Annotated in this window: 22 protein-coding genes and 1 pseudogene; 16 read left to right on the top strand and 7 right to left on the bottom strand. The window is 72.8% G+C overall.

The window, feature by feature from the left end; all coding sequences use genetic code 11:
* Positions 1 to 25 precede the first annotated feature (25 nt).
* On the bottom strand, positions 26 to 985 hold the full coding sequence (locus ACE4Q9_RS05535) for an LLM class F420-dependent oxidoreductase (RefSeq protein WP_397983092.1): 960 nt from the start codon (positions 983 to 985) through the stop codon (positions 26 to 28).
* 377 nt (positions 986 to 1,362) lie between these two features.
* Here ACE4Q9_RS05535 and ACE4Q9_RS05530 point away from each other — a divergent pair, with 377 nt between their 5' ends.
* The 12 genes from ACE4Q9_RS05530 to ACE4Q9_RS05475 are packed head-to-tail and all read left to right on the top strand — an operon-like array spanning position 1,363 to position 9,639.
* Positions 1,363 to 3,210 (top strand): transketolase, encoded by a 1,848-nt coding sequence (locus ACE4Q9_RS05530; protein WP_397983091.1) that lies wholly within the window; start codon positions 1,363 to 1,365, stop codon positions 3,208 to 3,210.
* Positions 3,207 to 4,142: a non-homologous end-joining DNA ligase gene (ligD, locus tag ACE4Q9_RS05525; protein ID WP_397983090.1), complete on the top strand. Its 936-nt coding sequence runs from the start codon at positions 3,207 to 3,209 to the stop codon at positions 4,140 to 4,142. Before ACE4Q9_RS05530 ends, ligD begins: the two co-directional genes overlap by 4 nt.
* 56 nt (positions 4,143 to 4,198) lie before the next feature.
* Positions 4,199 to 4,657, top strand: a complete 459-nt coding sequence (locus ACE4Q9_RS05520; protein WP_397983089.1) for a gas vesicle protein — start codon at positions 4,199 to 4,201, stop codon at positions 4,655 to 4,657.
* 54 nt (positions 4,658 to 4,711) lie between these two features.
* On the top strand, positions 4,712 to 5,125 hold the full coding sequence (locus ACE4Q9_RS05515; RefSeq protein ID WP_085567431.1) for a gas vesicle structural protein GvpA: 414 nt from the start codon (positions 4,712 to 4,714) through the stop codon (positions 5,123 to 5,125).
* Positions 5,122 to 5,880, top strand: coding sequence for a GvpL/GvpF family gas vesicle protein (locus ACE4Q9_RS05510; protein ID WP_397983088.1), 759 nt, complete (start codon positions 5,122 to 5,124; stop codon positions 5,878 to 5,880). Before ACE4Q9_RS05515 ends, ACE4Q9_RS05510 begins: the two co-directional genes overlap by 4 nt.
* A 54-nt stretch (positions 5,881 to 5,934) precedes the next feature.
* Complete coding sequence (locus ACE4Q9_RS05505) at positions 5,935 to 6,198, top strand: gas vesicle protein GvpG (RefSeq protein WP_397983087.1); 264 nt, start codon at positions 5,935 to 5,937, stop codon at positions 6,196 to 6,198.
* Positions 6,195 to 6,821 carry a DNA primase gene (locus tag ACE4Q9_RS05500; RefSeq protein WP_397983086.1) on the top strand — a complete coding sequence of 209 codons (627 nt, stop codon included), beginning with the start codon at positions 6,195 to 6,197 and terminating at the stop codon, positions 6,819 to 6,821. Before ACE4Q9_RS05505 ends, ACE4Q9_RS05500 begins: the two co-directional genes overlap by 4 nt.
* The gene (locus ACE4Q9_RS05495) at positions 6,818 to 7,996 is read left to right on the top strand and encodes an SRPBCC family protein (RefSeq protein WP_397983085.1); all 1,179 of its coding nucleotides are present in this window, start codon (positions 6,818 to 6,820) and stop codon (positions 7,994 to 7,996) included. The genes ACE4Q9_RS05500 and ACE4Q9_RS05495 overlap by 4 nt, the downstream gene beginning before the upstream one ends.
* Positions 7,993 to 8,340 (top strand): gas vesicle protein, encoded by a 348-nt coding sequence (locus ACE4Q9_RS05490; RefSeq protein WP_397983084.1) that lies wholly within the window; start codon positions 7,993 to 7,995, stop codon positions 8,338 to 8,340. The genes ACE4Q9_RS05495 and ACE4Q9_RS05490 overlap by 4 nt, the downstream gene beginning before the upstream one ends.
* Positions 8,337 to 9,140, top strand: a complete 804-nt coding sequence (locus tag ACE4Q9_RS05485; RefSeq protein WP_397983083.1) for a GvpL/GvpF family gas vesicle protein — start codon at positions 8,337 to 8,339, stop codon at positions 9,138 to 9,140. Before ACE4Q9_RS05490 ends, ACE4Q9_RS05485 begins: the two co-directional genes overlap by 4 nt.
* Entirely contained in the window at positions 9,137 to 9,358 is a 222-nt protein-coding gene (locus ACE4Q9_RS05480) for a gas vesicle protein (protein WP_397983082.1), read from the top strand. Before ACE4Q9_RS05485 ends, ACE4Q9_RS05480 begins: the two co-directional genes overlap by 4 nt.
* Entirely contained in the window at positions 9,358 to 9,639 is a 282-nt protein-coding gene (locus tag ACE4Q9_RS05475) for a gas vesicle protein K (protein WP_397983081.1), read from the top strand. The genes ACE4Q9_RS05480 and ACE4Q9_RS05475 overlap by 1 nt, the downstream gene beginning before the upstream one ends.
* Positions 9,640 to 9,685: 46 nt before the next feature.
* On the opposite strand, the gene ACE4Q9_RS05470 is transcribed toward ACE4Q9_RS05475, so the two are convergent.
* A complete protein-coding gene (locus ACE4Q9_RS05470; protein WP_397983080.1) occupies positions 9,686 to 10,507 on the bottom strand; it encodes a class I SAM-dependent methyltransferase in 822 nt (273 codons plus the stop codon).
* 111 nt (positions 10,508 to 10,618) lie between these two features.
* Complete coding sequence (locus ACE4Q9_RS05465; RefSeq protein WP_397983079.1) at positions 10,619 to 12,127, bottom strand: bifunctional phosphatase PAP2/diacylglycerol kinase family protein; 1,509 nt, start codon at positions 12,125 to 12,127, stop codon at positions 10,619 to 10,621.
* 92 nt (positions 12,128 to 12,219) lie between these two features.
* Between ACE4Q9_RS05465 and ACE4Q9_RS05460 the strand changes: the two genes are divergently transcribed.
* From ACE4Q9_RS05460 to ACE4Q9_RS05445, 4 genes and pseudogenes are all read left to right on the top strand, one after another.
* On the top strand, positions 12,220 to 12,876 hold the full coding sequence (locus tag ACE4Q9_RS05460) for a histidine phosphatase family protein (RefSeq protein WP_397983078.1): 657 nt from the start codon (positions 12,220 to 12,222) through the stop codon (positions 12,874 to 12,876).
* Positions 12,877 to 13,531: 655 nt separating this feature from the next.
* A complete protein-coding gene (locus ACE4Q9_RS05455) occupies positions 13,532 to 15,151 on the top strand; it encodes an ABC-F family ATP-binding cassette domain-containing protein (RefSeq protein ID WP_397983077.1) in 1,620 nt (539 codons plus the stop codon).
* A gap of 88 nt (positions 15,152 to 15,239) precedes the next feature.
* A complete protein-coding gene (locus ACE4Q9_RS05450) occupies positions 15,240 to 15,527 on the top strand; it encodes a DUF6158 family protein (RefSeq protein ID WP_397983076.1) in 288 nt (95 codons plus the stop codon).
* Between the two features lie 149 nt (positions 15,528 to 15,676).
* Positions 15,677 to 17,319 (top strand): annotated as a pseudogene (locus ACE4Q9_RS05445) (IS1182 family transposase).
* Between the two features lie 82 nt (positions 17,320 to 17,401).
* Here the strand turns inward: ACE4Q9_RS05445 and ACE4Q9_RS05440 are convergent.
* The 4 genes from ACE4Q9_RS05440 to ACE4Q9_RS05425 form a co-directional block, all read right to left on the bottom strand.
* Positions 17,402 to 17,944, bottom strand: coding sequence for a type 1 glutamine amidotransferase domain-containing protein (locus tag ACE4Q9_RS05440; RefSeq protein WP_397983075.1), 543 nt, complete (start codon positions 17,942 to 17,944; stop codon positions 17,402 to 17,404).
* Positions 17,893 to 18,603 (bottom strand): diguanylate cyclase, encoded by a 711-nt coding sequence (locus ACE4Q9_RS05435; RefSeq protein ID WP_397983074.1) that lies wholly within the window; start codon positions 18,601 to 18,603, stop codon positions 17,893 to 17,895. Before ACE4Q9_RS05435 ends, ACE4Q9_RS05440 begins: the two co-directional genes overlap by 52 nt.
* Entirely contained in the window at positions 18,600 to 18,977 is a 378-nt protein-coding gene (locus ACE4Q9_RS05430; RefSeq protein ID WP_397983073.1) for a DUF2795 domain-containing protein, read from the bottom strand. Before ACE4Q9_RS05430 ends, ACE4Q9_RS05435 begins: the two co-directional genes overlap by 4 nt.
* A 63-nt stretch (positions 18,978 to 19,040) precedes the next feature.
* On the bottom strand, positions 19,041 to 20,837 hold the full coding sequence (locus ACE4Q9_RS05425; RefSeq protein WP_397983072.1) for a thiamine pyrophosphate-requiring protein: 1,797 nt from the start codon (positions 20,835 to 20,837) through the stop codon (positions 19,041 to 19,043).
* Between the last annotated feature and the right edge of the window lie 5 nt (positions 20,838 to 20,842).

The raw sequence follows: 20,842 nt of genomic DNA, 5'->3' as shown, positions 1-20,842 counted from the left end.
CCGTCCGGGGGCGCCCCCACCCCGCTCACCCCTCGGCCAGCCGGGGCAGCACCTTCGTACGGTAGAAGTCGAAGAAGCCCTGCTGGTCGGGACCGATCTGGTTGACGTACACGCGGTCGAACCCGGCGTCGCCGAAGGCGCGCAGGGCGGCGGCGTGTTCGTCCGGATCGTCGCCGCACACCACCTTCTGCCGGACCATGTCCGGTGTGACCAGCTCGTGCAGCTGCTCGAAGTGCTTGGGGGAGGGCAGGACTTGGCCCATCTCGCCGGGCAGCAGCTCGTTGTACCAGAGCCGGTGCACCTGGCGGACGCAACTCTCGCGGTCGGTGCCGTAGCAGACCTTGGTGCCGCCGCTGACGAGCTTGGCCCCGCCGCCGCCCTTGCGGAAGGAGGTGACCATCTCCTCCTCCGGCATCATGGTGATGTAGCCGTCGCCCACCCGCGCGGCGAGCGCCGTCGCCTTGGGGCCGAACCCGGAGATGTCGATCGGCACCGGCTCGTCGGGCACCGTGTACAGGCGGGCGTTCTCCACGGTGTAGTGCGTCCCGTGGTGGTCGACCTCCTCGCCGGTGAACAGCCGGCGCATCACCTGCACCGCTTCCTCCAGCATCTCCAGACGCACGTGCGCCGGGGGCCAGCGGTCGCCGAGGATGTGCTCGTTCAAAGCCTCGCCGGTGCCGAGGCCCAGCCGGAAGCGGCCCCCGGTCTGCACCGCACAGGTGGCCGCGGCATGCGCCGTCACCGCCGGGTGCATCCGCACGGTCGGGCAGGTCACGGCGGTCTCGATGGGCAGCGACACGGCCTGGGAGAGGGCGCCGATCACCGACCAGACGAAGGGGCTCTGGCCCTGCGCGTCGTTCCACGGGTGGAAGTGGTCCGAGATCCACAGTGCCTGGAACCCGGCCTGCTCGGCCATCCGCGCCTGCTCCACGAGCGCGGCCGGACCGTGCTCCTCGCTCGCCAGGAAATAGCCGTACTCGGGCATGAGGGGACCTCCGGGTGCCGGAACCGGGTGTGCGTGTCCGCGGCCGGGTAACCGGGGGTACCGGGGTGAAACGCAGCCGGCACCGACGTGGCCCGCGCCCGCGCCCCGCACCGAGGGGGCCCGTACCGGCGCGGCTCCCACCGACGTGCCCGCACCCGCGCCCGGCGGGCGGCCCGTGTGCTCCGGCCGGGTGAGCGCCCCCGCGTTTGGTTGGCCGGGCCCCGGATACGCGGAAAACCTCGCACGAGCCCACCGCCCGAGGCGCCGCCGTGGGCCGACCGCGCCGGGGGAACGCCGGCCCCGGACGCCCCCGCGCCGCCCCGGTGAAACCGGTGCCCGCCATCGACCGACGACCACGATCTCGCGCAAGGAGAACCATGGACACCGCCGAACTCGCCGAACTCGGACAGCAGTTGCGCGTCGACAGCGTACGGGCCGCCGCGGCGGCGGGCTCCGGGCACCCCACGTCCTCGATGTCCGCCGCCGACCTGATGGCCGTCCTGCTCGCCAACCATCTGCGCTACGACTTCGAGCGCCCCGAGCATCCCGCCAACGACCGCTTCGTACTGTCCAAGGGCCACGCCTCGCCCCTGCTGTACTCCGCGTACAAGACGGCCGGCGCCATCGAGGACGGCGAGCTGGTCACGTTCCGCAAGCTGGGCAGCCGGCTCGAAGGGCATCCGACGCCCCGCAGGCTGCCCTGGGTGGAGACGGCCACCGGCTCCCTCGGCCAGGGTCTGCCCGTAGGGGTCGGCATCGCGCTCGCCGGGCTGCGCCTGGACCGCACCGGCTACCGGGTGTGGGTGCTGTGCGGGGACAGCGAGCTGGCGGAGGGCTCGATCTGGGAGGCCGCCGAGCACGCCGGGTTCGAGAACCTGGACAACCTGAAGGTGATCGTGGACGTCAACCGGCTCGGGCAGCGCGGCCCCACCCGGCACGGCCACGACCTGGACGCCTACGCCCGCCGCTTCCAGGCCTTCGGCTGGCACACCATCGAGATCGACGGCCACGACGTGGACGCGATCGACCGGGCGTACGGGGAGGCGCTGTCCACCACCGGGCAGCCCGTGGTGATCCTCGCCCGGACCCTCAAGGGCAAGGGCGTCGCCGCCGTGGAGGACCGGGAGGGCCAGCACGGCAAGCCGCTGCCCGACGCCGACGAGGCGATCGCCGAACTCGGCGGCCCCCGCCGGCTGCGGCTGCGGGTGGGCGAGCCGCCGGCCGCCGCCACGCTGCACGACCACACCACCGAGGCCGTCCGGCTGCCGCGCTACGACAAGGGCGACGAGGCCGCCACCCGGGACGCCTTCGGCGCCGCCCTCGCCGCGCTCGGCGACGCGCGCGGCGACGTCGTCGCCCTGGACGGCGAGGTCGGCGACTCCACCCGCACCGAGGAGTTCGCCAAGGCGCACCCCGATCGCTTCTTCGAGTGCTACATCGCCGAGCAGCAGCTCGTCGCCACCGCCGTGGGGATGGCGGCACGCGGCTGGGTGCCGTACGCCGCGACGTTCGCCGCGTTCCTCACCCGCGCCCACGACTTCGTGCGCATGGCCTCCATCAGCGGCGCCGGCATCAACCTCGTCGGCTCGCACGCCGGCGTCGCCATCGGCCAGGACGGGCCCTCCCAGATGGGCCTGGAAGACCTCGCCATGTTCCGCTCCGTGTACGGCTCCACCGTCCTCTACCCCTGCGACGCCAACCAGACCGCCCGGCTGGCCGCCACCATGGCCGGCCTCGACGGCATCCGCTATCTGCGCACCTCCCGCGGCAAGACCCCGGTGCTCTACGACGCCGACGAGGAGTTCCCGGTCGGCGGCAGCAAGACGCTGCGCTCCTCGGAGGAGGACCGGCTGACCGTCGTCGCCGCCGGGGTCACCGTGCCCGAGGCCCTCGCGGCGGCCGACCGGCTCGCCGAGGACGGCATCGCGGTCCGGGTGATCGACCTGTACTCGGTCAAGCCCGTGGACGCCGAGACACTGCGCCGGGCCGCCGAGGAGACCGGCTGCCTGCTCACCGTCGAGGACCACCACCCCGAGGGCGGCATCGGGGACGCGGTCGCGGAGTCCTTCGCGGACGGCCGGCCCGTGCCCCGCCTGGTCCGGCTCGGGGTCCGTACGATGCCCGGCTCGGCCGCCCCGGACGAGCAGCTGCACGCCGCCGGCATCGACTCCCTCGGCATCGTGGCCGCGGCGAAACTGCTGGTGGAGGAGGCGGTGGTGCGGTGACCGACGGCGCGCCGCGGCGGATACGGGCGGGCCGCCGGGCGGTGGAGATCCAGCGGCCGGGGAAGATCCTCTTCCCCGGCCGCGGGGGTACGCCGGAGTACACCAAGGGCGACCTCGCCGAGTACTACCGCTCCGTCGCCCCTTACCTGCTGCCGCACCTCAGGGGCCGCCCGCTCATGCTGGAGCGCCACCCGGACGGTGTCGACGGCCCGCGCTTCATGCAGAAGAACACCCCCGAGCACTACCCGGAGTGGATCACCCGCGCCGAGGTCGCCAAGGAAGGCGGCACCGTCACGCACGTCGTGTGCGACGACACCGCCACCCTCCTCTTCCTCGCCGACCAGGCCTGCGTCACCCTGCACCGCTGGCTCTCCCGCACCGACCGGGCCGCCGGGCCCGGCCGCCCCGACCGGCTTGTGTTCGACCTCGATCCACCGGACGATGACTTCGCCCCCGTCCGCGAGGCCGCCGCCGTGCTGCGGGCGCTACTGGGGGAACTCGCCCTGCCCGCCGCCCCGATGACCACCGGCTCGCGCGGCCTGCACCTCGTCGTCCCGCTCGATGGACGCCAGGGCTTCGACGAGGTACGGCAGTTCGCCCATGACGTCGCCGAACTCGCCGCCGCACGGCACCCGGACCGGCTCACCACAGCCGTCCGCAAGGAGGACCGCGGCGACCGCCTCTACCTCGACGTGCAGCGCAACGCCTACGCCCAGACCGCCGTGGCCCCCTATACGGTCCGCGCCCGCCCCGGCGCCCCCGTCGCCGTGCCCCTCGCCTGGCCGCAGCTGGACGAGCCCGGCGTCCACGCCCGCCGCTGGACCATCGCCGACGCCCTCGAACAGGCCCGTACCGACCCCTGGGCCGACCTGCCGGCGCGCGCCCGCGGCCTCGGGCCCGCCCGGCGGCACCTCGCGGAGCTGCGCGACTGAGGGCGCTCCGAAGGTTTGGCCACGGAATGAGCGGCCACCCGCACCAAGAGGTGGCCATGTCGAACACACATCGCACAACACAGACACAGAATTCACGAGATTCCCAGCAGGAACCCGAGCGGGAAGAAGACCGAGAGGCGCAGGAAGAAATCGAACAGGAACCGGAGCGGGCGCCCCGGAAGACCCGGAAGCGGACCCGGCCCTCCCCCGAGGGAGAGGAGTCCACGCACGAGCCCGAGGCCCGCGCGCCGGGCCCCATGGAGGTACTGCGCCAGGCACGCGCCCAGCTCGCCGAGCTGACCGGACTCGTACCCGAGTCGGTCTCCTCCTTCGAGCAGACCGAGAACGGCTGGTCGCTCGAAGTGGAGGTACTGGAGCTGGAGCGGGTGCCGGACACGATGAGCCTCATGGGCGCCTACCAGGTCGAACTCGACCAGGACGGGCAGCTCACCGGCTACCGGCGGGTCCGCCGCTACGAACGCGGCAGAGCCGACGCGCGCCCCGGCGGCCGCTAGACGGACCGCCCACCACGACCATTCGGCACCTATCCCGGAGGAGGAACGGCCGGCATGACCGTTGTCCCGGCACAGCAGACCGGCGGCGGAGGCAGCAGCGGCCTCTACGACGTTCTCGAACTGGTACTCGACCGCGGCCTGGTGATCGACGCCTTCGTGCGCGTCTCCCTGGTCGGCATCGAGATCCTGAAGATCGACGTGCGGGTCGTCGTCGCGAGCGTCGACACCTACCTGCGCTTCGCCGAGGCCTGCAACCGCCTCGATCTGGAATCCGGACCCAACAAGAGCCCCGGCCTGCCGGACGTGGTCGGCCAGGTCACCGAGTCCGGCGCACGCGGCAAGTCCAAGGGCGCGCTCTCCGGCGCCGCCGAGACCATATCCGACGCGTTCAAGCAGGCCCGCGAGGAGGGCGAAGAGCGGCCCCGCACCCGCAAGGCCGCGGCCCGCCGCAAGGAGGAGCAGGAGTGAGCACGTACGTCTACGGGATCACCGCCCGTTCGCACCCGGCGCTCCCCGAGGGGATGACCGGCGTGGGCGATCCGGCCCTGCCCGTACGGGTCCTCGTCGCGGGGGAGCTGGCCGCCCTGGTCAGCGAGGCCCCCGAGAACCTGCGCCCCAAGCGCCGGGATCTGCTCGCCCACCAGAACGTGCTCGCCGAGGCGGGCGCCGGCGGCTGCGTGCTGCCCATGCGGTTCGGCAACGTGGCCCCCGACGACGACACCGTCACCCAGGTCCTCCAGGAGCGCGCCGACCACTACCGGGAGCGGCTCGCGGCCCTGGAGGGCAAAGTCGAGTACAACGTCAAGGCCAACCACATCGAGGAGGCCGTCCTGCACCTGGTGATGGCCGAGCAGCCGGACGTACGCGCCCTGGCGGAGGCCAACCGCACGGCGGGCGGCGGGAGTTACGACGACAAGCTGCGCCTCGGCGAGATGGTCGCCGGCGCCGTCAAGGCACGGGAGGCCGCGGACGCCGCCGAGGTGCGGGCCCAGCTGGAGCCGGCCGCCGCCGCGGTGAGCTCCGGCCCCCAGTCCACCGGCTGGCTGCTCAACGACTCGTTCCTGGTGGCCCGCGACACCGCGGAGGAGTTCCTGGCCGCCGTCGAGCGGGTCCGCGCCGGCCATTCCCACCTGGAGCTGCGCGTCAACGGCCCGCTGCCGCCGTACAGCTTCGTCGAGCCGGGCCCCGCCCAGCCCGCGGAGGCCACCGCCCCGGCCCCCTAAGGGCGCGGCCCGCCCCACGAGGACGGCCCGGACGGAGAGCGGAAGGAGGATCCCATGGGGCTGATCAAGGAAGTGCTGCTGCTGCCCTTCGCGCCCGTGCGCGGCAGCGGCTGGGCGATCAACCAGGTGCTCCGCGAGGCGGAACGGATCTACTACGACCCCGCCACCGTACGGGCCGAACTCGCCCGCCTCGAAGAACAGCTGAACGCGGGCGAGATCACCGAGGAGGAGTTCGACCGGCGCGAGGACGAACTGCTCGACCGGCTGGAGGCCCAGCAGGGCCCCGGCGACACCACAGGCAACGGAACGGGACGATGAACCGAACGGCACTGGGCCTCGCCGTAGGGGCCGGATACTTCCTGGGACGCACCAGGAAACTGAAGATGGCACTCGCGGTCGGCTCGCTCGTGGCGGGCAAGAAGCTCAACCTCGGTCCGGGTGCGCTCGCCGACCTCGCCCGCCGGCAGCTGCGGGACAACCCGCAGTTCAAGGAGATCGGCGACCAGCTGCGCAGCGATCTGCGGGGCGTCGGCAAGGCGGCCTCCGGGGCCATGGTCGAACGGCAGATGAGCAGCCTCGCCGACCGCCTGCACGACCGTACGGCCCAGATGCGCGGCGAACTCTCCGGCGAGAAGGCGGACGGGGGCGGCGACGAGCGGGAGGACGAGGACCGCGAGACCCGCGACGACGACCGCGACAGCGGGCGGGACGACGGGGACGGCGACCGCGAGGGCCGGGACGAGGACCGCGCGGCCGGGAAGTCCAGCGACCGGAAGCCCGCCGCCAGGAAGACCGCGGCGCGGCGTACGGGCACGACGGAGAAGCGGGGCCCCGCGAAGAAGACGGCGGCCAAGAAGACCGGCGCCCAGCGTCAGACGGCCGCGAAGAAGCAGGCCGGCTCGCGCCGCGGCGGTTCCGCGAAGGGCGGTGACGAACGATGACCGACACCGTGGGTTCCGCGGCCTCGGCCGCCGGGCGGGCCAAGGGCGCCGCCAAGGACGCAGGGCCGCTCGCCGACCTCGCCCACAGCGAGGCCGCCGACCGGCTGAAGGAGGAGGCGCAGGAGTACCTGTCCGCGCAGGCCCAGCGGCTGCTCACCGGCCTCGGACGCAAGCTCGGCGAGACCACCGGCAAGCTGAACGACATCGCGGAGGGCAACAGCCCCGGCTTCGCGAAGCTCGCGCTCGACGGCGGCCGCAAGCTCGCCGAGGGCAAGGGCCCGCTGCGCACCGCGCTGGAACTCGGCGCCTCCCGCGCCAAGGACAGCGTCACGGACGCCGTCAAGAACCTCGGCGGCGGCAAGAAGGGCAAGGGCCGCGGCGGCAACAAGCCCACCGTGATCATGGAGTCCATCGACGTGGGCGTGCCGCTGCGCACCGCCTACGACCAGTGGACGCAGTTCCAGGACTTCTCGACCTTCGCGCACGGCGTCAAGAGCGTCTCCCGCGCGGGCGACACCGAGACCGACTGGCAGGCGAAGATCTTCCTGTCCAGCCGCAGCTGGAAGGCCCGCACCACCGAGCAGATCCCCGACCAGCGCATCCAGTGGACCTCCGAGGGCGCCAAGGGCAGCACCAAGGGCGTCGTCACCTTCCACGCCCTCGGGGACAACCTGACGAGGATCCTGCTGGTCATCGAGTACTACCCGAGCGGCCTCTTCGAGAAGACCGGCAACCTGTGGCGCGCCCAGGGCCGCCGGACCAGGCTGGACCTGAAGCACTTCGCCCGCTTCATCACCCTCAAGGCGGAGGCGGAGGACGGCTGGCGCGGCGAGATCCGCGACGGCGAGGTCGTCCGCAGTCACGAGGACGCGGTCGCGGAGGAGGAGTCCCGGGAATCCGAGGAGGAGTCCGGGGAATCCGGGGAGCCGGAGGAATCCGAGGAGCCGGAGGACCAGGACCAGGAGCCCGAGGGCCGGGCCGGGGACCGGGAATCGGAGGAGCCCGAGGAGTACGAGGACGAGGGCTCGTACGAGGACGAGGACGAAGCCGGGGAGCCGGAAGAGGACGAGGAGGAGCTGGAGGACGAGTACGAGGACGAGGAGCCCGAGGACGAGGAGTACGAGGGCGACGAGGAGGAAGAGCCCGAGTACGCCGATCGCGGGAGCCGTCGATGACGACCCCCGCCCCCCGGTCGGGCGGGTTCGCCGAACCGTACGGCCACAGCTCGGGCGCGAACCTCGCCGACATCCTGGAACGCGTCCTCGACAAGGGTGTCGTCATCGCCGGTGACATCCGGATCAACCTGCTCGACATCGAACTGCTCACCATCAAGCTGAGGCTCATCGTGGCTTCGGTGGACAAGGCGAAGGAGATGGGGATCGACTGGTGGGAGAGCGACCCGGCCCTGTCCTCACGGGCCCGCCGGGACGAGCTGACCCGGGAGAACGCCGAGCTGAGAGAGCGGCTGGCCCGGCTGGAGGAACTGGAGCCGGGCCGCGCCCGGAAGGAGGCGCCATGAGCGGACTGCGTTATGTGTATGCCGTCTGCCGTCCCCTCGGGGCACCCCTCCAGGCCCAGCTGACGGGTGTCGGGGGCGCCCCGCCGGCCCTGCTGTCCCACCGCGGCCTGGTCGCGGTGGTCAGTACGGTCCCCGAGGCCGACTTCTGCGAGGAGGGGCTCAAGGCCCACCTGGAGGACCTGGACTGGCTGGCCGCGACCGCCCGCGCCCACCAGGGCGTGATCGACGCGCTCACCACCGTCACCACCCCGCTGCCGCTGCGCCTCGCGACCGTCTTCCGGGACGACAGCGGGGTGCGCAGCATGATGGAGGCCCGCGAGGCGGACTTCCTGGGCGCCCTGGACCGGCTGGACGGCCGGGTGGAGTGGGGCGTCAAGGTGTTCACGGAGCCGCCGCCCGCCGAACCCGCCGCGCCGGCCGGCGCGTCCGGCAAGCCCATGAGCGGCCGGGACTATCTGCGCCGCCGCCGCGCGGACACCCGCGCCCACGAGGCGGACCTCCAGGCCGCCGAGGCCTTCGCGGACGCCCTGCACGAGCGGCTGTGCGCGCACGCCGAGGACTGCCGGCTGCACCCTCCGCAGAACGCCTCGCTGTCCGGCGCCCGCGGCCGCAATGTGCTCAACGCGGCCTATCTGGTGCCCCGCGACCGGTCCGAGGAGTTCGTGGAACTGGTGGACCGCACGAAGGACGAGGCCGGCGGGCTCCGGGTGGAGCTGACCGGGCCGTGGGCCGCGTACTCGTTCAGCGGGCTCGCCGAGGAGGACGCGCGGCACGGTGCGCGGGCGGGGGAGGGCCGGTGACCGTCGTGGAGCGCCGGGAGATCGCCCTGGTCGACCTGCTGGACCGGCTGCTGGCGGGCGGCGTCGTCATCGCCGGCGACCTCACGCTGCGCATCGCCGACGTGGACCTGGTCCGCATCGACCTGAACGCGCTGATCAGCTCGGTCAACGAAACCGTGCCCTCGCCGTTCGAGATACCGCTCGAAGCGCCGTCCGGGCCGCTTGCGAAGGAGCTGTGATGTCCGCGCGCAACCGGCTCGACCTCGAACCCGACACCGTCGAGCGCGACCTGGTGAAACTCGTCCTGACCGTGGTGGAGCTGCTGCGCCAGCTGATGGAGCGGCAGGCGGTACGGCGCTTCGACACCGGCGACCTGACCGAGGAGCAGGAGGAGCGGATCGGGCTCACCCTGATGCTCCTGGAGGACCGGATGGCGGAACTCCGCAACCGCTACGGCCTGCGCCCCGAGGACCTCAACCTGGACCTCGGTCCCCTCGGCCCACTGCTGCCCCGCGACTGACACACAGGGGAGGGGCACACCGGGGCGCTCAGGAACGCCCCGGTGCTCACGCCTCCTTGCGGCACAGGATCTCTCCGTGCAGTACCGCGAACCAGCCGTCCTCCCGCCGTCCCCACTCCCGCCAGGCGTCCGAGATGGCCCGCAGCCGCTCGGGCGTGGCATGGCCGGATGCCGTGGCCCGTTCGGCGTAGGCGGAGGCGAGGGTGCGGTCCGCCCACAGGCCGCTCCACCAGGCGCGCTCCTCCTCGGTGGCGAAGGTCCAGGTGCCGCAGGTCGCGGTGATGTCCCGCAGCCCCGCGGCCAGCGCCCAGGACTTCAGCCGGCGCCCGGCGTCCGGCTCGCCTCCGTTGGCCCGCGCCACCCGCTCGTACAGCTCCAGCCAGTCGTCCAGGCCCGGCACCGCCGGGTACCAGGTCATCGCCGCGTAGTCGGCGTCCCGTACGGCGATGAACCCGCCCGGCTTCGTCACCCGCCGCATCTCGCGCAGCGCCTGCACCGGGTCGCCCACGTGCTGGAGCACCTGGTGGGCGTGGACCACGCAGAAGGTGTCGTCCGGGTAGTCCAGGGCGTGCACGTCGGCGACCGCGAAGTCGACGTTGGCGAGCCCGCGCGCGGCGGCCGTCTCCCGCGCCTGCTCCAGGATGCCGGGGGCCTGGTCGACGCCGGTCACATGCCCGTCCGGCACCAGCTCGGCCAGATCGGCGGTGATGGTGCCGGGCCCGCAGCCGATGTCCAGGACCCTCATGTGCGGCTTGAGCGAACCGAGCAGGTAGCCCGCGGAGTTGGCGGCGGTGCGCCAGGTGTGCGAGCGCAGCACCGACTCGTGGTGCCCGTGCGTGTAGACGGCCGTCTCCCGTGCTTTCGCCATGCCCGTACCCCTTCTCGTCGCACCGGCCGGACCCGGCCCGCGTCACGGTTCACGGTACGCGCAGCGACCGTATGGCGAGACCTGCGTTTCGCCATACGGACTGATGGGCCGTCAGGACGACTCGGGCAGCGGACGGTAGACCGTCAGCGCCTCCGGCAGCTTCTCCACCGTCACCTCGCCCGAGACGGTCGTGACCTCCCCGTCGTACGCCAGCGGGGTGCCGGGCGCCAGGCCGGTCAGCCGCAGCCGGTTCACCTGGACGGCCGCATGGGCGGGCGAGCGGGTCAGGGGTCCCGCGGCGGCCGCGGCCAGCAGCCGCAGCGCGGCCCGGCCGCTGCCGTGCACCACCCGCACGTCCAGCAGTCCGTCGGCCAGGTCGTTGCGGCGACCCGGCGCGAGTCCCATCCGGTGGTAGACGCCGTTGCCGGCGAACAGCAGCCACAGCGGCCGCCGTTCACCGCCCACCTCCACCTCCAGCGGATGTTGCCCCGCGCGCAGCACCCGCAGCGCGCCGAGCAGCCCGGCCGGCCAGCTGCCGATCCGGTGCGACCAGGAGTCGCGGGCGCGCACCAGCTCGGGGTACGCCCCGAGGCTCAGCGTGTTCAGGAACAGGCCCTGTTCGCCGTCGGAGACGAAGCGGCCCACGTCCACCCGCACCGCCTCGCCCTTGCGCACCGCACGGGCCAGGTCGCGCTCGTCCTCCACGCCCAGATCGTGGGCGAAGTGGTTCAGGGTGCCGCCCGGCAGCACGGCCAGCGGCAGCCCGTGGCGCAGGGCGACGGCGGCGGCCGTGTTCACGGTGCCGTCGCCGCCGCACACCCCGAGCACCCGCGCCCGCGCCGCCGCCTTCGCGAGCGCGTCGCCCGCCTCCTCGGGCTCGCACTCCACGACCTCCGCACGCGGCAGCGCCGCCCGCAGCCCGCCCACCCGGTCCGCGGTGCCCGAGCCCTGGTTGACGACCATCACCAGACCCTCGCCCTCCACCAGCGCGGGCACCTCGGCGCGCGGCCGGGCGCCGGGCACCGTCGCGGTGCGAGCCGGCACGAGGCGCTCCACCAGGAAGGCGGCGCCCGCGCCCAGCGCCGCGCCGGCCAGCACGTCGCTCGGGAAGTGCACCCCGGTGTAGACGCGGGAGGCGGCCACCGAGAGCGCCAGCGGCGCCACCGCCGCGCCCCACGCGGGGGACTCCAGGGCGACCCCGGTGGCGAAGGCGGCCGCCGACGCCGCGTGGCCCGAGGGGAAGGAGGTGGTGAACGGCTGGTGCCGCAGCCGCCGCCCCAGGGGCACCGGGTCGAGCAGCGGCCGGGCCCGGCGCACCGAGCGCTTGCCGAGCGTGTTGACGGTCGCGGAGGCCACGGCGAGCGAGGCCAGGCCCCGTACGGCGGCCCGCCGGGCCCGCGGCGTACGGCTCGCCGCCACCGCGGCGGCCACGGCGCCCCACAGCACCCCGTGGTTGGCGGCGCGGCTCAGCCGGGGCAGCACGTGTTCGGCCCCCGGCCAGTTCCAGCGGGCGGCCCGCTCGAAGAGGCGGCCGTCGGCGGCGAGCAGCCGCTCGTACAGGGGGTGCGGGGCGGCGGTCGGGGCGGTCAGATCCACGTCCGGAGTCTCCGTCTTGTTCATAGGGGTGCGGATACCCTGAAGTGCCCGTTTCCTGTCCCGCGACGGCCAGTCCCGCGGGGACGCCGCCCGGACGCCGCGAGGAGGACGCCCGGATGCGCCTGCTCCTGATCCGCCACGGCCAGACCACGTCCAATGTGCGCAACCTGCTGGACACCGCCGCACCCGGACCGGGGCTCACCTCGCTCGGCGAGGCACAGGCCGCCGCGCTGCCGCGGGCGCTGGCCGCCGAGGACATCGACGCCCTGTACGCCTCCCCGCTGATCCGCACCCAGCTCACCGCCGCCCCGCTGGCCCTGGCACGGGGGCTCGGAGTGACCGTCCGCGACGGCATCCGGGAGCTGTCCGCGGGCCACCTGGAGATGCTGCCCGGCGACGCCCCCGAGGCCCAGTCCTACATGCGCACCGTCTTCGCCTGGTCGGCCGGGCACACCACGCTGCGCGTCCCCGGCGGGGAGAGCGGCGAGGAGGCACTCGCGCGCTACGACGCCGTGATCGAGGAGGCGTACGGCAGCGGCGCCGCGACGGCCGCCCTGGTCAGCCACGGCGCCGCGATCCGGATGTGGACCGCGGCCCGCGCCCGCAACATCGACGTCGCCTTCGCCGCCGCGCGCCCGCTGGCCAACACCGGCGTGATCACCCTGGAGGGCGACCCCGGCACCGGCTGGCGGGTCCTGACCTGGGAGACCCACACCATCGAGCCCCCGGGCGCGCCCGGCCCGACGGGAGAGCCTCTGGACACCAGCGGCTGAAACCGGGGCGACCCGAGGGGGCCACCGGGGAAGGCGCACGGGCAACCGCGAGTCCCCCCGCGCCCACTGCCGCCGTCGCGTTCGCGTGTATGGCGTTGGGGGGCCGTCGCGTTCGCATGCATGGCGTTGGGCGGCCGTCGCGTTCGCGTGCATGGTGTTCGGTGGCCCTAGCGTCCGCGCGCACGGCATTCCGCAGTCCCTGGCCTCGGCGCCCCCGCTGCGGTCCTGCGCCCCGCGGCGGCCCCCGCGCCTACTGCGGCTCGGCGTCCCCCCCCCGGCGCCCCAGCGCCTCCGCGCGCCCTGCGGCCCTGTGTGGCACCGCCGCCTGCGGCTCTCGTGTTCTCCGCGCGCCCGCACCGCGTCCCCCAGCGCCCCCGCGCGCCCTGCGGCGGCCCCGCCCCCGTCCCCTCCGTCAGCCCCCCCCCGCACCGCGCCCCTGCGGCCCCCCGCGCCCCCGCGGCCCCCCTGCGCCCCTCGTGGCCCCTCGCGGCCCCCGCGCCCCCGCGGCCTCCCGCGCCACCGCGCCCCCCGCCCCCTCCGCCGGCCCCCGCCCCGCACCCCCTCCGCATCCGCCCCGCCTCACAGGATCGCGCTTGCCCGCCCCCTTCGATATCGGTTTGCCCCGCTCCGCCCCCGGCCCGGAGAATGCCTCCCCATGGGACATCTGGAAGCCGCACACCTCGAATACCACCTCCCCGACGGGAGGACGCTGCTCGGCGATGTCTCCTTCCGGGTCGGCGAAGGCTCCGCCGTCGCCCTGGTCGGCCCGAACGGCGCGGGCAAGACCACCCTGCTGCGGCTGATCTCCGGCGAGCTGAAGCCGCACGGCGGCTCGGTCACCGTCAGCGGCGGCCTCGGCGTGATGCGCCAGTTCGTGGGCTCCGTGCGCGACCAGACCACCGTGCGCGACCTGCTGGTCTCCGTCGCCACGCCCCGGATCCGCGAGGCGGCGAAGGCCGTGGACGAGGCCGAGCACGCCCTCATGACGGTGGACGACGAGGCCGCCCAGCTGGCCTACGCGCAGGCGCTCGCCGACTGGGCCGAGGCGCGCGGCTACGAGGCCGAGACCCTATGGGACATGTGCACCACCGCCGCGCTCGGGATGCCGTACGACAAGGCGCAGTGGCGCCAGGTGCGCACCCTGTCCGGCGGCGAGCAGAAGCGCCTGGTGCTGGAGGCGCTGCTGCGCGGCACCGACGAGGTCCTGCTTCTCGACGAACCGGACAACTACCTGGACGTACCCGGCAAGCGGTGGCTGGAGCAGCAGCTCAAGGAGACCCGCAAGACGGTCCTGTTCGTCTCCCACGACCGTGAACTCCTCGCCCGCGCCGCCGAGAAGATCGTCTCCGTCGAACCGGGACCGGCTGGCGCGGACGCCTGGGTGCACGGCGGCGGCTTCGCCACCTACCACGAGGCCCGCCGCGAACGCTTCGCCCGCTTCGAGGAGTTGCGCCGCCGCTGGGACGAGAAGCACGCCCAGCTGAAGAAACTCGTCCTGAACCTCCGTCAGGCCGCCGCCGTCAGCCACGAGATGGCCTCGCGCTACGCCGCCGCGCAGACCAGGCTGCGCAAGTTCGAGGAGGCGGGACCGCCCCCCGAGCCGCCGCGCGAGCAGGACATCAGCATGCGCCTGAAGGGCGGCCGTACCGGGGTGCGCGCGGTCACCTGCGAGGCGCTGGAACTGACCGGCCTGATGAAACCGTTCGACCTTGAGGTGTTCTACGGCGAACGGGTCGCCGTCCTCGGCTCCAACGGCTCCGGCAAGTCCCACTTCCTGCGCCTGCTGGCCGGGGAGGACATCGCGCACTCGGGGCAGTGGAAGCTCGGCGCCCGCGTCGTACCCGGCCACTTCGCGCAGACCCACGCGCACCCCGAACTCCAGGGCCGCACCCTGCTGGACATCCTGTGGAAGGAGCACGCCCAGGACCGGGGCGCCGCCATGTCCCGGCTGCGCCGCTACGAGCTGACCCAGCAGGCCGAGCAGTCCTTCGAGCGGCTGTCCGGCGGCCAGCAGGCCCGCTTCCAGATCCTGCTGCTCGAACTCGCGGGCGCCACCGCCCTGTTGCTGGACGAACCGACCGACAACCTGGACCTGGAGTCGGCCGAGGCCCTCCAGGAGGGTCTTGAGGCGTTCGACGGCACGGTCCTCGCGGTCACCCACGACCGCTGGTTCGCCCGCTCCTTCGACCGCTTCCTGGTCTTCGGCACCGACGGTCACGTCCGCGAGACCCCGGAGCCGGTGTGGGACGAGCGCCGCGTGCAGCGGGCCCGGTAGCCGCCGCCGGGGCCGCCGCCGGGATGCGGGAGGCCGCGGGTCCGGGATGTTCGTACAGTGGACTGAGGAACGCGGGTACCCGGACCCCATGAACGGACACGACGAGCGGGGCACCACCATGACCGGAGTCGACCCCAGCCGACTGGACGACCAGCAGCTCATGAAGGAGCTGGAGACGATCCACCGCACGCGCCACGACACCCTCCTGTACGGCTCGAACGACGCGCTGCGGGCCCACAACGAGCGCATGGCGCAGCTGGAGGGTGAGTATCTGCGCCGCAACCCGCGCCGCGTGGTCAGCGCGGCCCGCACCCGCGAGGGCGCCCGCGAGCGCCACCCCGGCGAATCGGTGACGCCGGGGCAGTCGGGCACCTGACCTGCCTGACCTGGCAGGAACCCAGGAGAAGGGGGGCCGGCCCACCGCGGACACTGTTGGTAAATGGTTTGGCCCCTGTGCGTGACGTCGGCCTTCATCGCCTGGTTGTGGGTGGTGAAGGCCGACGATGCGTTATGGGGAGGGTGTCGGTGTCGCTGAGGGAACCGGGTCTGGGTGAGATTCTGCCGGAGACAGAGCGGGTGGCTCGGGCGGTGTGTCCGGACGGAACGCCGGCGATGCGGCTGCGTGATGAGTTCGGGGACGTTTTCACCGGTGAGGCGTTCGCCTCCCTGTTCCCGCGCCGCGGTCGTCCAGCAGTCCCGCCGGGGCATTGGCGCTGGTCACGGTGTTGCAGTTCGCTGAAGGACTGTCCGATCGGCAGGCCGCTACCGCAGTGCGGGTGAGGATCGACTGGAAGTACGCCCTCGGGCTGGAGCTGACCGATACCGGCTTCGACTACTCGGTGCTCAGCGAGTTCCGAGCCCGCCTGGTGAAGGGTCAGATGGCCGATGAACTCTTCGAGCAGGTGCTTCGAGCGGCCAAGGAACGAGGGCTGCTGAAGACATCGGGCCGGGCCCGGACCGATTCTGCCCGGGTCCTGGCGGCGATTCGGGCGGTCGACCATGCAGAGATGGTCGGAGAGACACTACGGGCAGCCCTGAACGCGCTCGCCGCAGCGTGCCCGCAGTGGCTGGCCTCGCAGGTGGATGCCGACTGGTTCGACCGCTATGGGCACCGGGTGGAGGAAGCGAGGCTGCCCCGCGGCAAGGAGAAGCGCCAGGCGTGGATCGAGCAGGCCGGGGTGGACGGGATACTCCTGTTGGAAGCGGTCTTCTCCCCACAGACTCCTCGCCGGGCGCGGTCGCTGGAGGCGGTCGAGCTGCTGCGGCAGATCTGGGTGCAGAACTTCCAGATCGTCGACGGGGCCGTCTGCCGACGGGATGCCAACAACGTACCTCCGGGCCGGTTACGGCCCTTCTCGCCGTATGACGCCGACGCTCGCGCCGGCGCCAAGCGAGGCACCGGGTGGACCGGCTACCTGGTGCAGCTGACCGAGACGTGCGAGCCGGACGCGCCCAACTTGATCACTCATGTCGCCACCACTGACGCGTCCGTGAGCGACGTGAAGATGATCAGTGCCATCCACGCTGACCTGCGTGCTCACGGCAGGGTCCCCGCCGTGCATCTGGTGGACGCGAACTATGTCGATGGCCAGGGCCTGGCTGACGCCGGAGAAGCGGGCATCGAGCTGGTGGGACCGATCCAGCGCAACACCACCGCCCAGTCATTCGGTCCCTTCGCCACCGACGCCTTCACCGTGGACTGGGAGAACAAACGAGTCACCTGCCCCAACGGGAAGGTCGCCGACCACTGGTATCCGCGTGTCTCCTCGCATGGAATTCCGGTGATCCGGGTCCGGTTTCCCGCAGCTGACTGCCGGTCCTGCCCGGACGTGAATGACTGCGCGCCCTCCAAGGGCGGCAGGGGCCGGGAGATCAGGCTGCGGGAGAAGGCCGTACACGAGGTCACGAGGACGAACCGTGCTGCCCAGCGGAGCCCGGAGTGGCGGAGCGTCTGCCAGCACCGACAGGGCATCGAGGCCACCGTCTCCCAAGGCGTCCGAGCCTTCGGCCTTCGGCGGTCCCGCTACCGGGGTTACCCCAGAACCCGACTGCAGCACCTCTTCACCGCCACTGCGATGAACCTCGCCCGGCTCGATGCCTGGATCACCGGAACACCCCGAGCCGGGACCCGTATCTCCCGCTTCGAACGATTGCGCCCCGCAGCCTGATGGCAGCGGGACGCAGTGGGAGTCTCATTTACCAACGGTGTCCACCGCGGGCCGGCCCCCCTTTTACGCGCAGTGCGACCCCTCAGCCGGCCTCTCCCGCGAACACGTGCAGGAACGCGTCGCAGAACGCCTTCAGATCGTCCGGCTTACGGCTGGTCACCAGCTGGTTGGACCCGTGGTCGCAGATCTTGACCTGCTCGTCCACCCAGGTGCCGCCCGCGTTGCGGATGTCCGTCTTCAGGCTCGGCCAGGAGGTCAGCACCCGGCCCCGTACGACGTCCGCCTCCACCAGCGTCCACGGCGCGTGGCAGATCGCGGCGACCGGCCGCCCCTGCTCGAAGAAGTCCTTCACGAACGCGACGGCCTTCTCGTCCATTCGCAGGAAGTCCGGGTTCGCCACCCCGCCGGGCAGCACCAGGCCCCCGAAGGAACCGGCGTCCGCCTCGCCGACCACCTCGTCCACGTCGAAGGTGTCCGCCTTGTCGAGATGGTTGAACCCCTGAACCTTCCCGGACTCGGTCGACACCAGCACCGGCTGGTGCCCCGCGTCCGCGGCCGCCTTCCACGGCTCGGTCAGCTCAACCTGCTCGACGCCCTCGGGCGCCACCAGAAACGCGATTCGCATGATCCTCGTACTCCTTTCCCGGCGTCCCGGTCCGCCTCGGCGTTCCGGGCGCGCCGCTTCCTTTCCCTGTCCGCACGCGCGCAGCGCAGCAGCTCCTCGCCGTACGGCAGCAGCACACAGGCACCGATCGCGAGCAAGACGCCCGCCAGATAGCCCGCCGACAGCGGGCGCCGGCGCCGCAGCAGACGCCAGGCGTCCGGATCGCCGCGCCCGCCGCGCAGCAGCGAGCGCACCTGATCGGCGTGCAGACACATCAGCGAGACCAGCCCGCCGAAGGGCAGCGACTCCAGAAAGCTGTGGATGTGCTGCTCCACCGGCCTGACCTCGCGGTCGCTGTCGACAGCCGTGCGCACGTCCCACAGCGCGGTCGCCTCGTGCACCGCCGCCGCGCCCAGCTGCACGGTCAGCAGCAGCGGATTCACCTCGTAGCGCAGGGTCAGCGCGATGGGCGCGCCCACCTCGGCCATCATCAGCGCGTGGATCAGGGACTCCTTGGTCCCCGTCGTGTCCTCGATGCGGGTGCGCCGGTGCATCGCCCAGTCGGCGAGCCCCGGCACGAACCAGCCGGGCAGCAGCCCGTAGAGCAGGAACCGGGTGGTGACGTCGCCGACATCGACGGTGGCGCCCCGCGCGATCCGTGCCGCCTGGTCCTCGCTCATCCGCCGCCCGCCAGTGCCTCGGCCAGCTGCTGCACATTGCGGTACCGCTCGCCGCGCGGCAGCCGGGCCACCGCGTCCACCAGCGGGTCCGGCGCGTTGTCCCGGCGCAGGGCCGAGACCAGCTCGCCGGGCCGCGCCGGGAAGGTGCTGCGGCTCAGGTTGCGGGCCAGCTCCAGCCGCACCCGTTCCAGGGACGCGGGAGAACCGATCCCGCCGACCGGGCCGCCGGTCACCTCCGGGTCGTCGTCGGCGGCGGGCTCCGGGTCGTGCCACTCCTCGACCCGGGTGGGGTGCCCGGACCGCAGCAGCCCCTTGAGCTCGTGCTTCATCTCGTCGTCCCGGTGCACGTTCAGCCGGTCACTGCCTCGCTGCATATCTCCCTCCAGGGGTCGAACGTCCGCACCGCGTACCCGGTGCGGCAGCACCGACACCGCCCCTCACTGCCGGGTGCGGCCCGGCAGGAACTCCTGGACCTTCGCCTTCAGCCCCTGCTTGACCACCGAACCCCGGTCCGGGTCGCCCTTGAGGATGGAGGAGGCCGTGGCCTCCATCTGCTCCCAGGTGGCGTGCGGCGGGATCGGCGGCACGGCGGGGTCGGTCAGGAACTCGATCAGGCAGGGCCGGTCCGCGGCGAGCGCCGCCCGCCAGCCCGCCTCGACGTCCTCGGGCTTCTCCACCCGGATGCCCTCCAGGCCGAGCGAGCGCGCGAAGGCGGCGTACTGCACGTCCGGGATCTCCTGCGACGGCAGGAAGGACGGCGCGCCCTCCATGGCCCGCATCTCCCACGTCACCTGGTTCAGATCCTGGTTGTTCCAGACCGCGACCACCAGCCGCGGGTCCGTCCAGCGGTCCCGGTACTTGGCCGCGGTGATCATCTCCGCCAGCCCGTTCATCTGCATCGCGCCGTCGCCGACCAGCGCGACCACCGGCCGGTCCGGGTGCGCGAACTTCGCCCCGATGGCGTACGGCACACCGGGTCCCATCGTCGCGAGCGTCCCGGACAGCGAGCCGCGCATGCCGGGCCGCATGGTGATGTGCCGCGCGTACCAGTTGGCCACCGAACCCGAGTCGGAGGTGAGGATCGCGTTGTCCGGGAGCAGCGGATCGAGGGCCCGCGCCACGTACTCCGGGTTGATCGGGTCCGCTTCGAGGGCGGCCCGCCGGTCCATCGTCTCGTGCCAGCGCCGCACGTTCGCGGCCACCGTGTCGGCCCACTCCCGGCCGCCCCGGTCGGTCTCCAGCAGCGGGATCAGCCGCCGCAGCGTCTCCCGCGCGTCGCCGACGAGGTTCACCTCGTACGGGTACCGCATCCCGATCATGTGCGGGTCGAGATCGATCTGCACGGCGCGCGCCTTGCCGAACTCCGGCATGAACTGGGTGTACGGGAACGAGGACCCGATGGTCAGCAGCGTGTCGCAGTCCCGCATCAGCTCGTACGACGGCCGGCTGCCCAGCAGCCCGATCGGTCCGGTGACGTACGGCAGCTCGTCGCTGAGCACGTCCTTGCCGAGCAGCGCCTTGGCGACGCCCGCGCCGAGCAGCTCCGCGATCTCCCGCACCTCGGCGACCGCGCCCGCGGCGCCCTGCCCGATCAGGATCGCCGGCTTGTCGCCCGCGTTCAGCACCTCCGCGGCCCGGCGCAGCGCCTCGTCCGTCGGGGTCGCCGTCCACTCGCTCATGCCCAGGCTGGAGGGCACCATCTTGAACGCGTGCGTCGGCGGCGAGTAGTCCAGCTCCTGCACATCGCCGGGGATGATGAGGGCGGTCGGGCAGCGCCGCGCGTACGCCGTGCGGATCGCCCGGTCCAGCACGTTCGGCAGCTGCTCGGGCACCATCACCGTCTCCACGAACTCGGAGGCGACGTCCTTGTACAGCGTGTGGAGGTCCACTTCCTGCTGGTATGAGCCGCCCATCGCGGTGCGGTTGGTCTGGCCGACGATCGCCAGCACCGGGACGTGGTCGAGCTTGGCGTCGTACAGGCCGTTCAGGAGGTGGATGGCGCCCGGCCCGGAGGTCGCCGCGCACACACCGAGGCGCCCGCTGAACTTCGCGTACCCGACCGCCTCGAACGCGGACATCTCCTCGTGCCGGGACTGGATGAAGCGCGGCTTGTCCCCGGCGCGGCCCCAGGCGGCGAGCAGCCCGTTGATGCCGTCGCCCGGATAGGCGAACACCTGCTCGACATCCCAGGCGCGCAAACGCTCCAGGATGTGGTCGGACACCTTCGTGCTCATGGAGG

This window comes from Streptomyces sp. AM6-12, assembly GCF_044327085.1.
Taxonomy (GTDB): Bacteria; Actinomycetota; Actinomycetes; order Streptomycetales; family Streptomycetaceae; genus Streptomyces.
The sequence above is the reverse complement of the archived record's forward strand: the minus strand, read 5'-3'. Positions and strand labels throughout refer to the sequence as shown.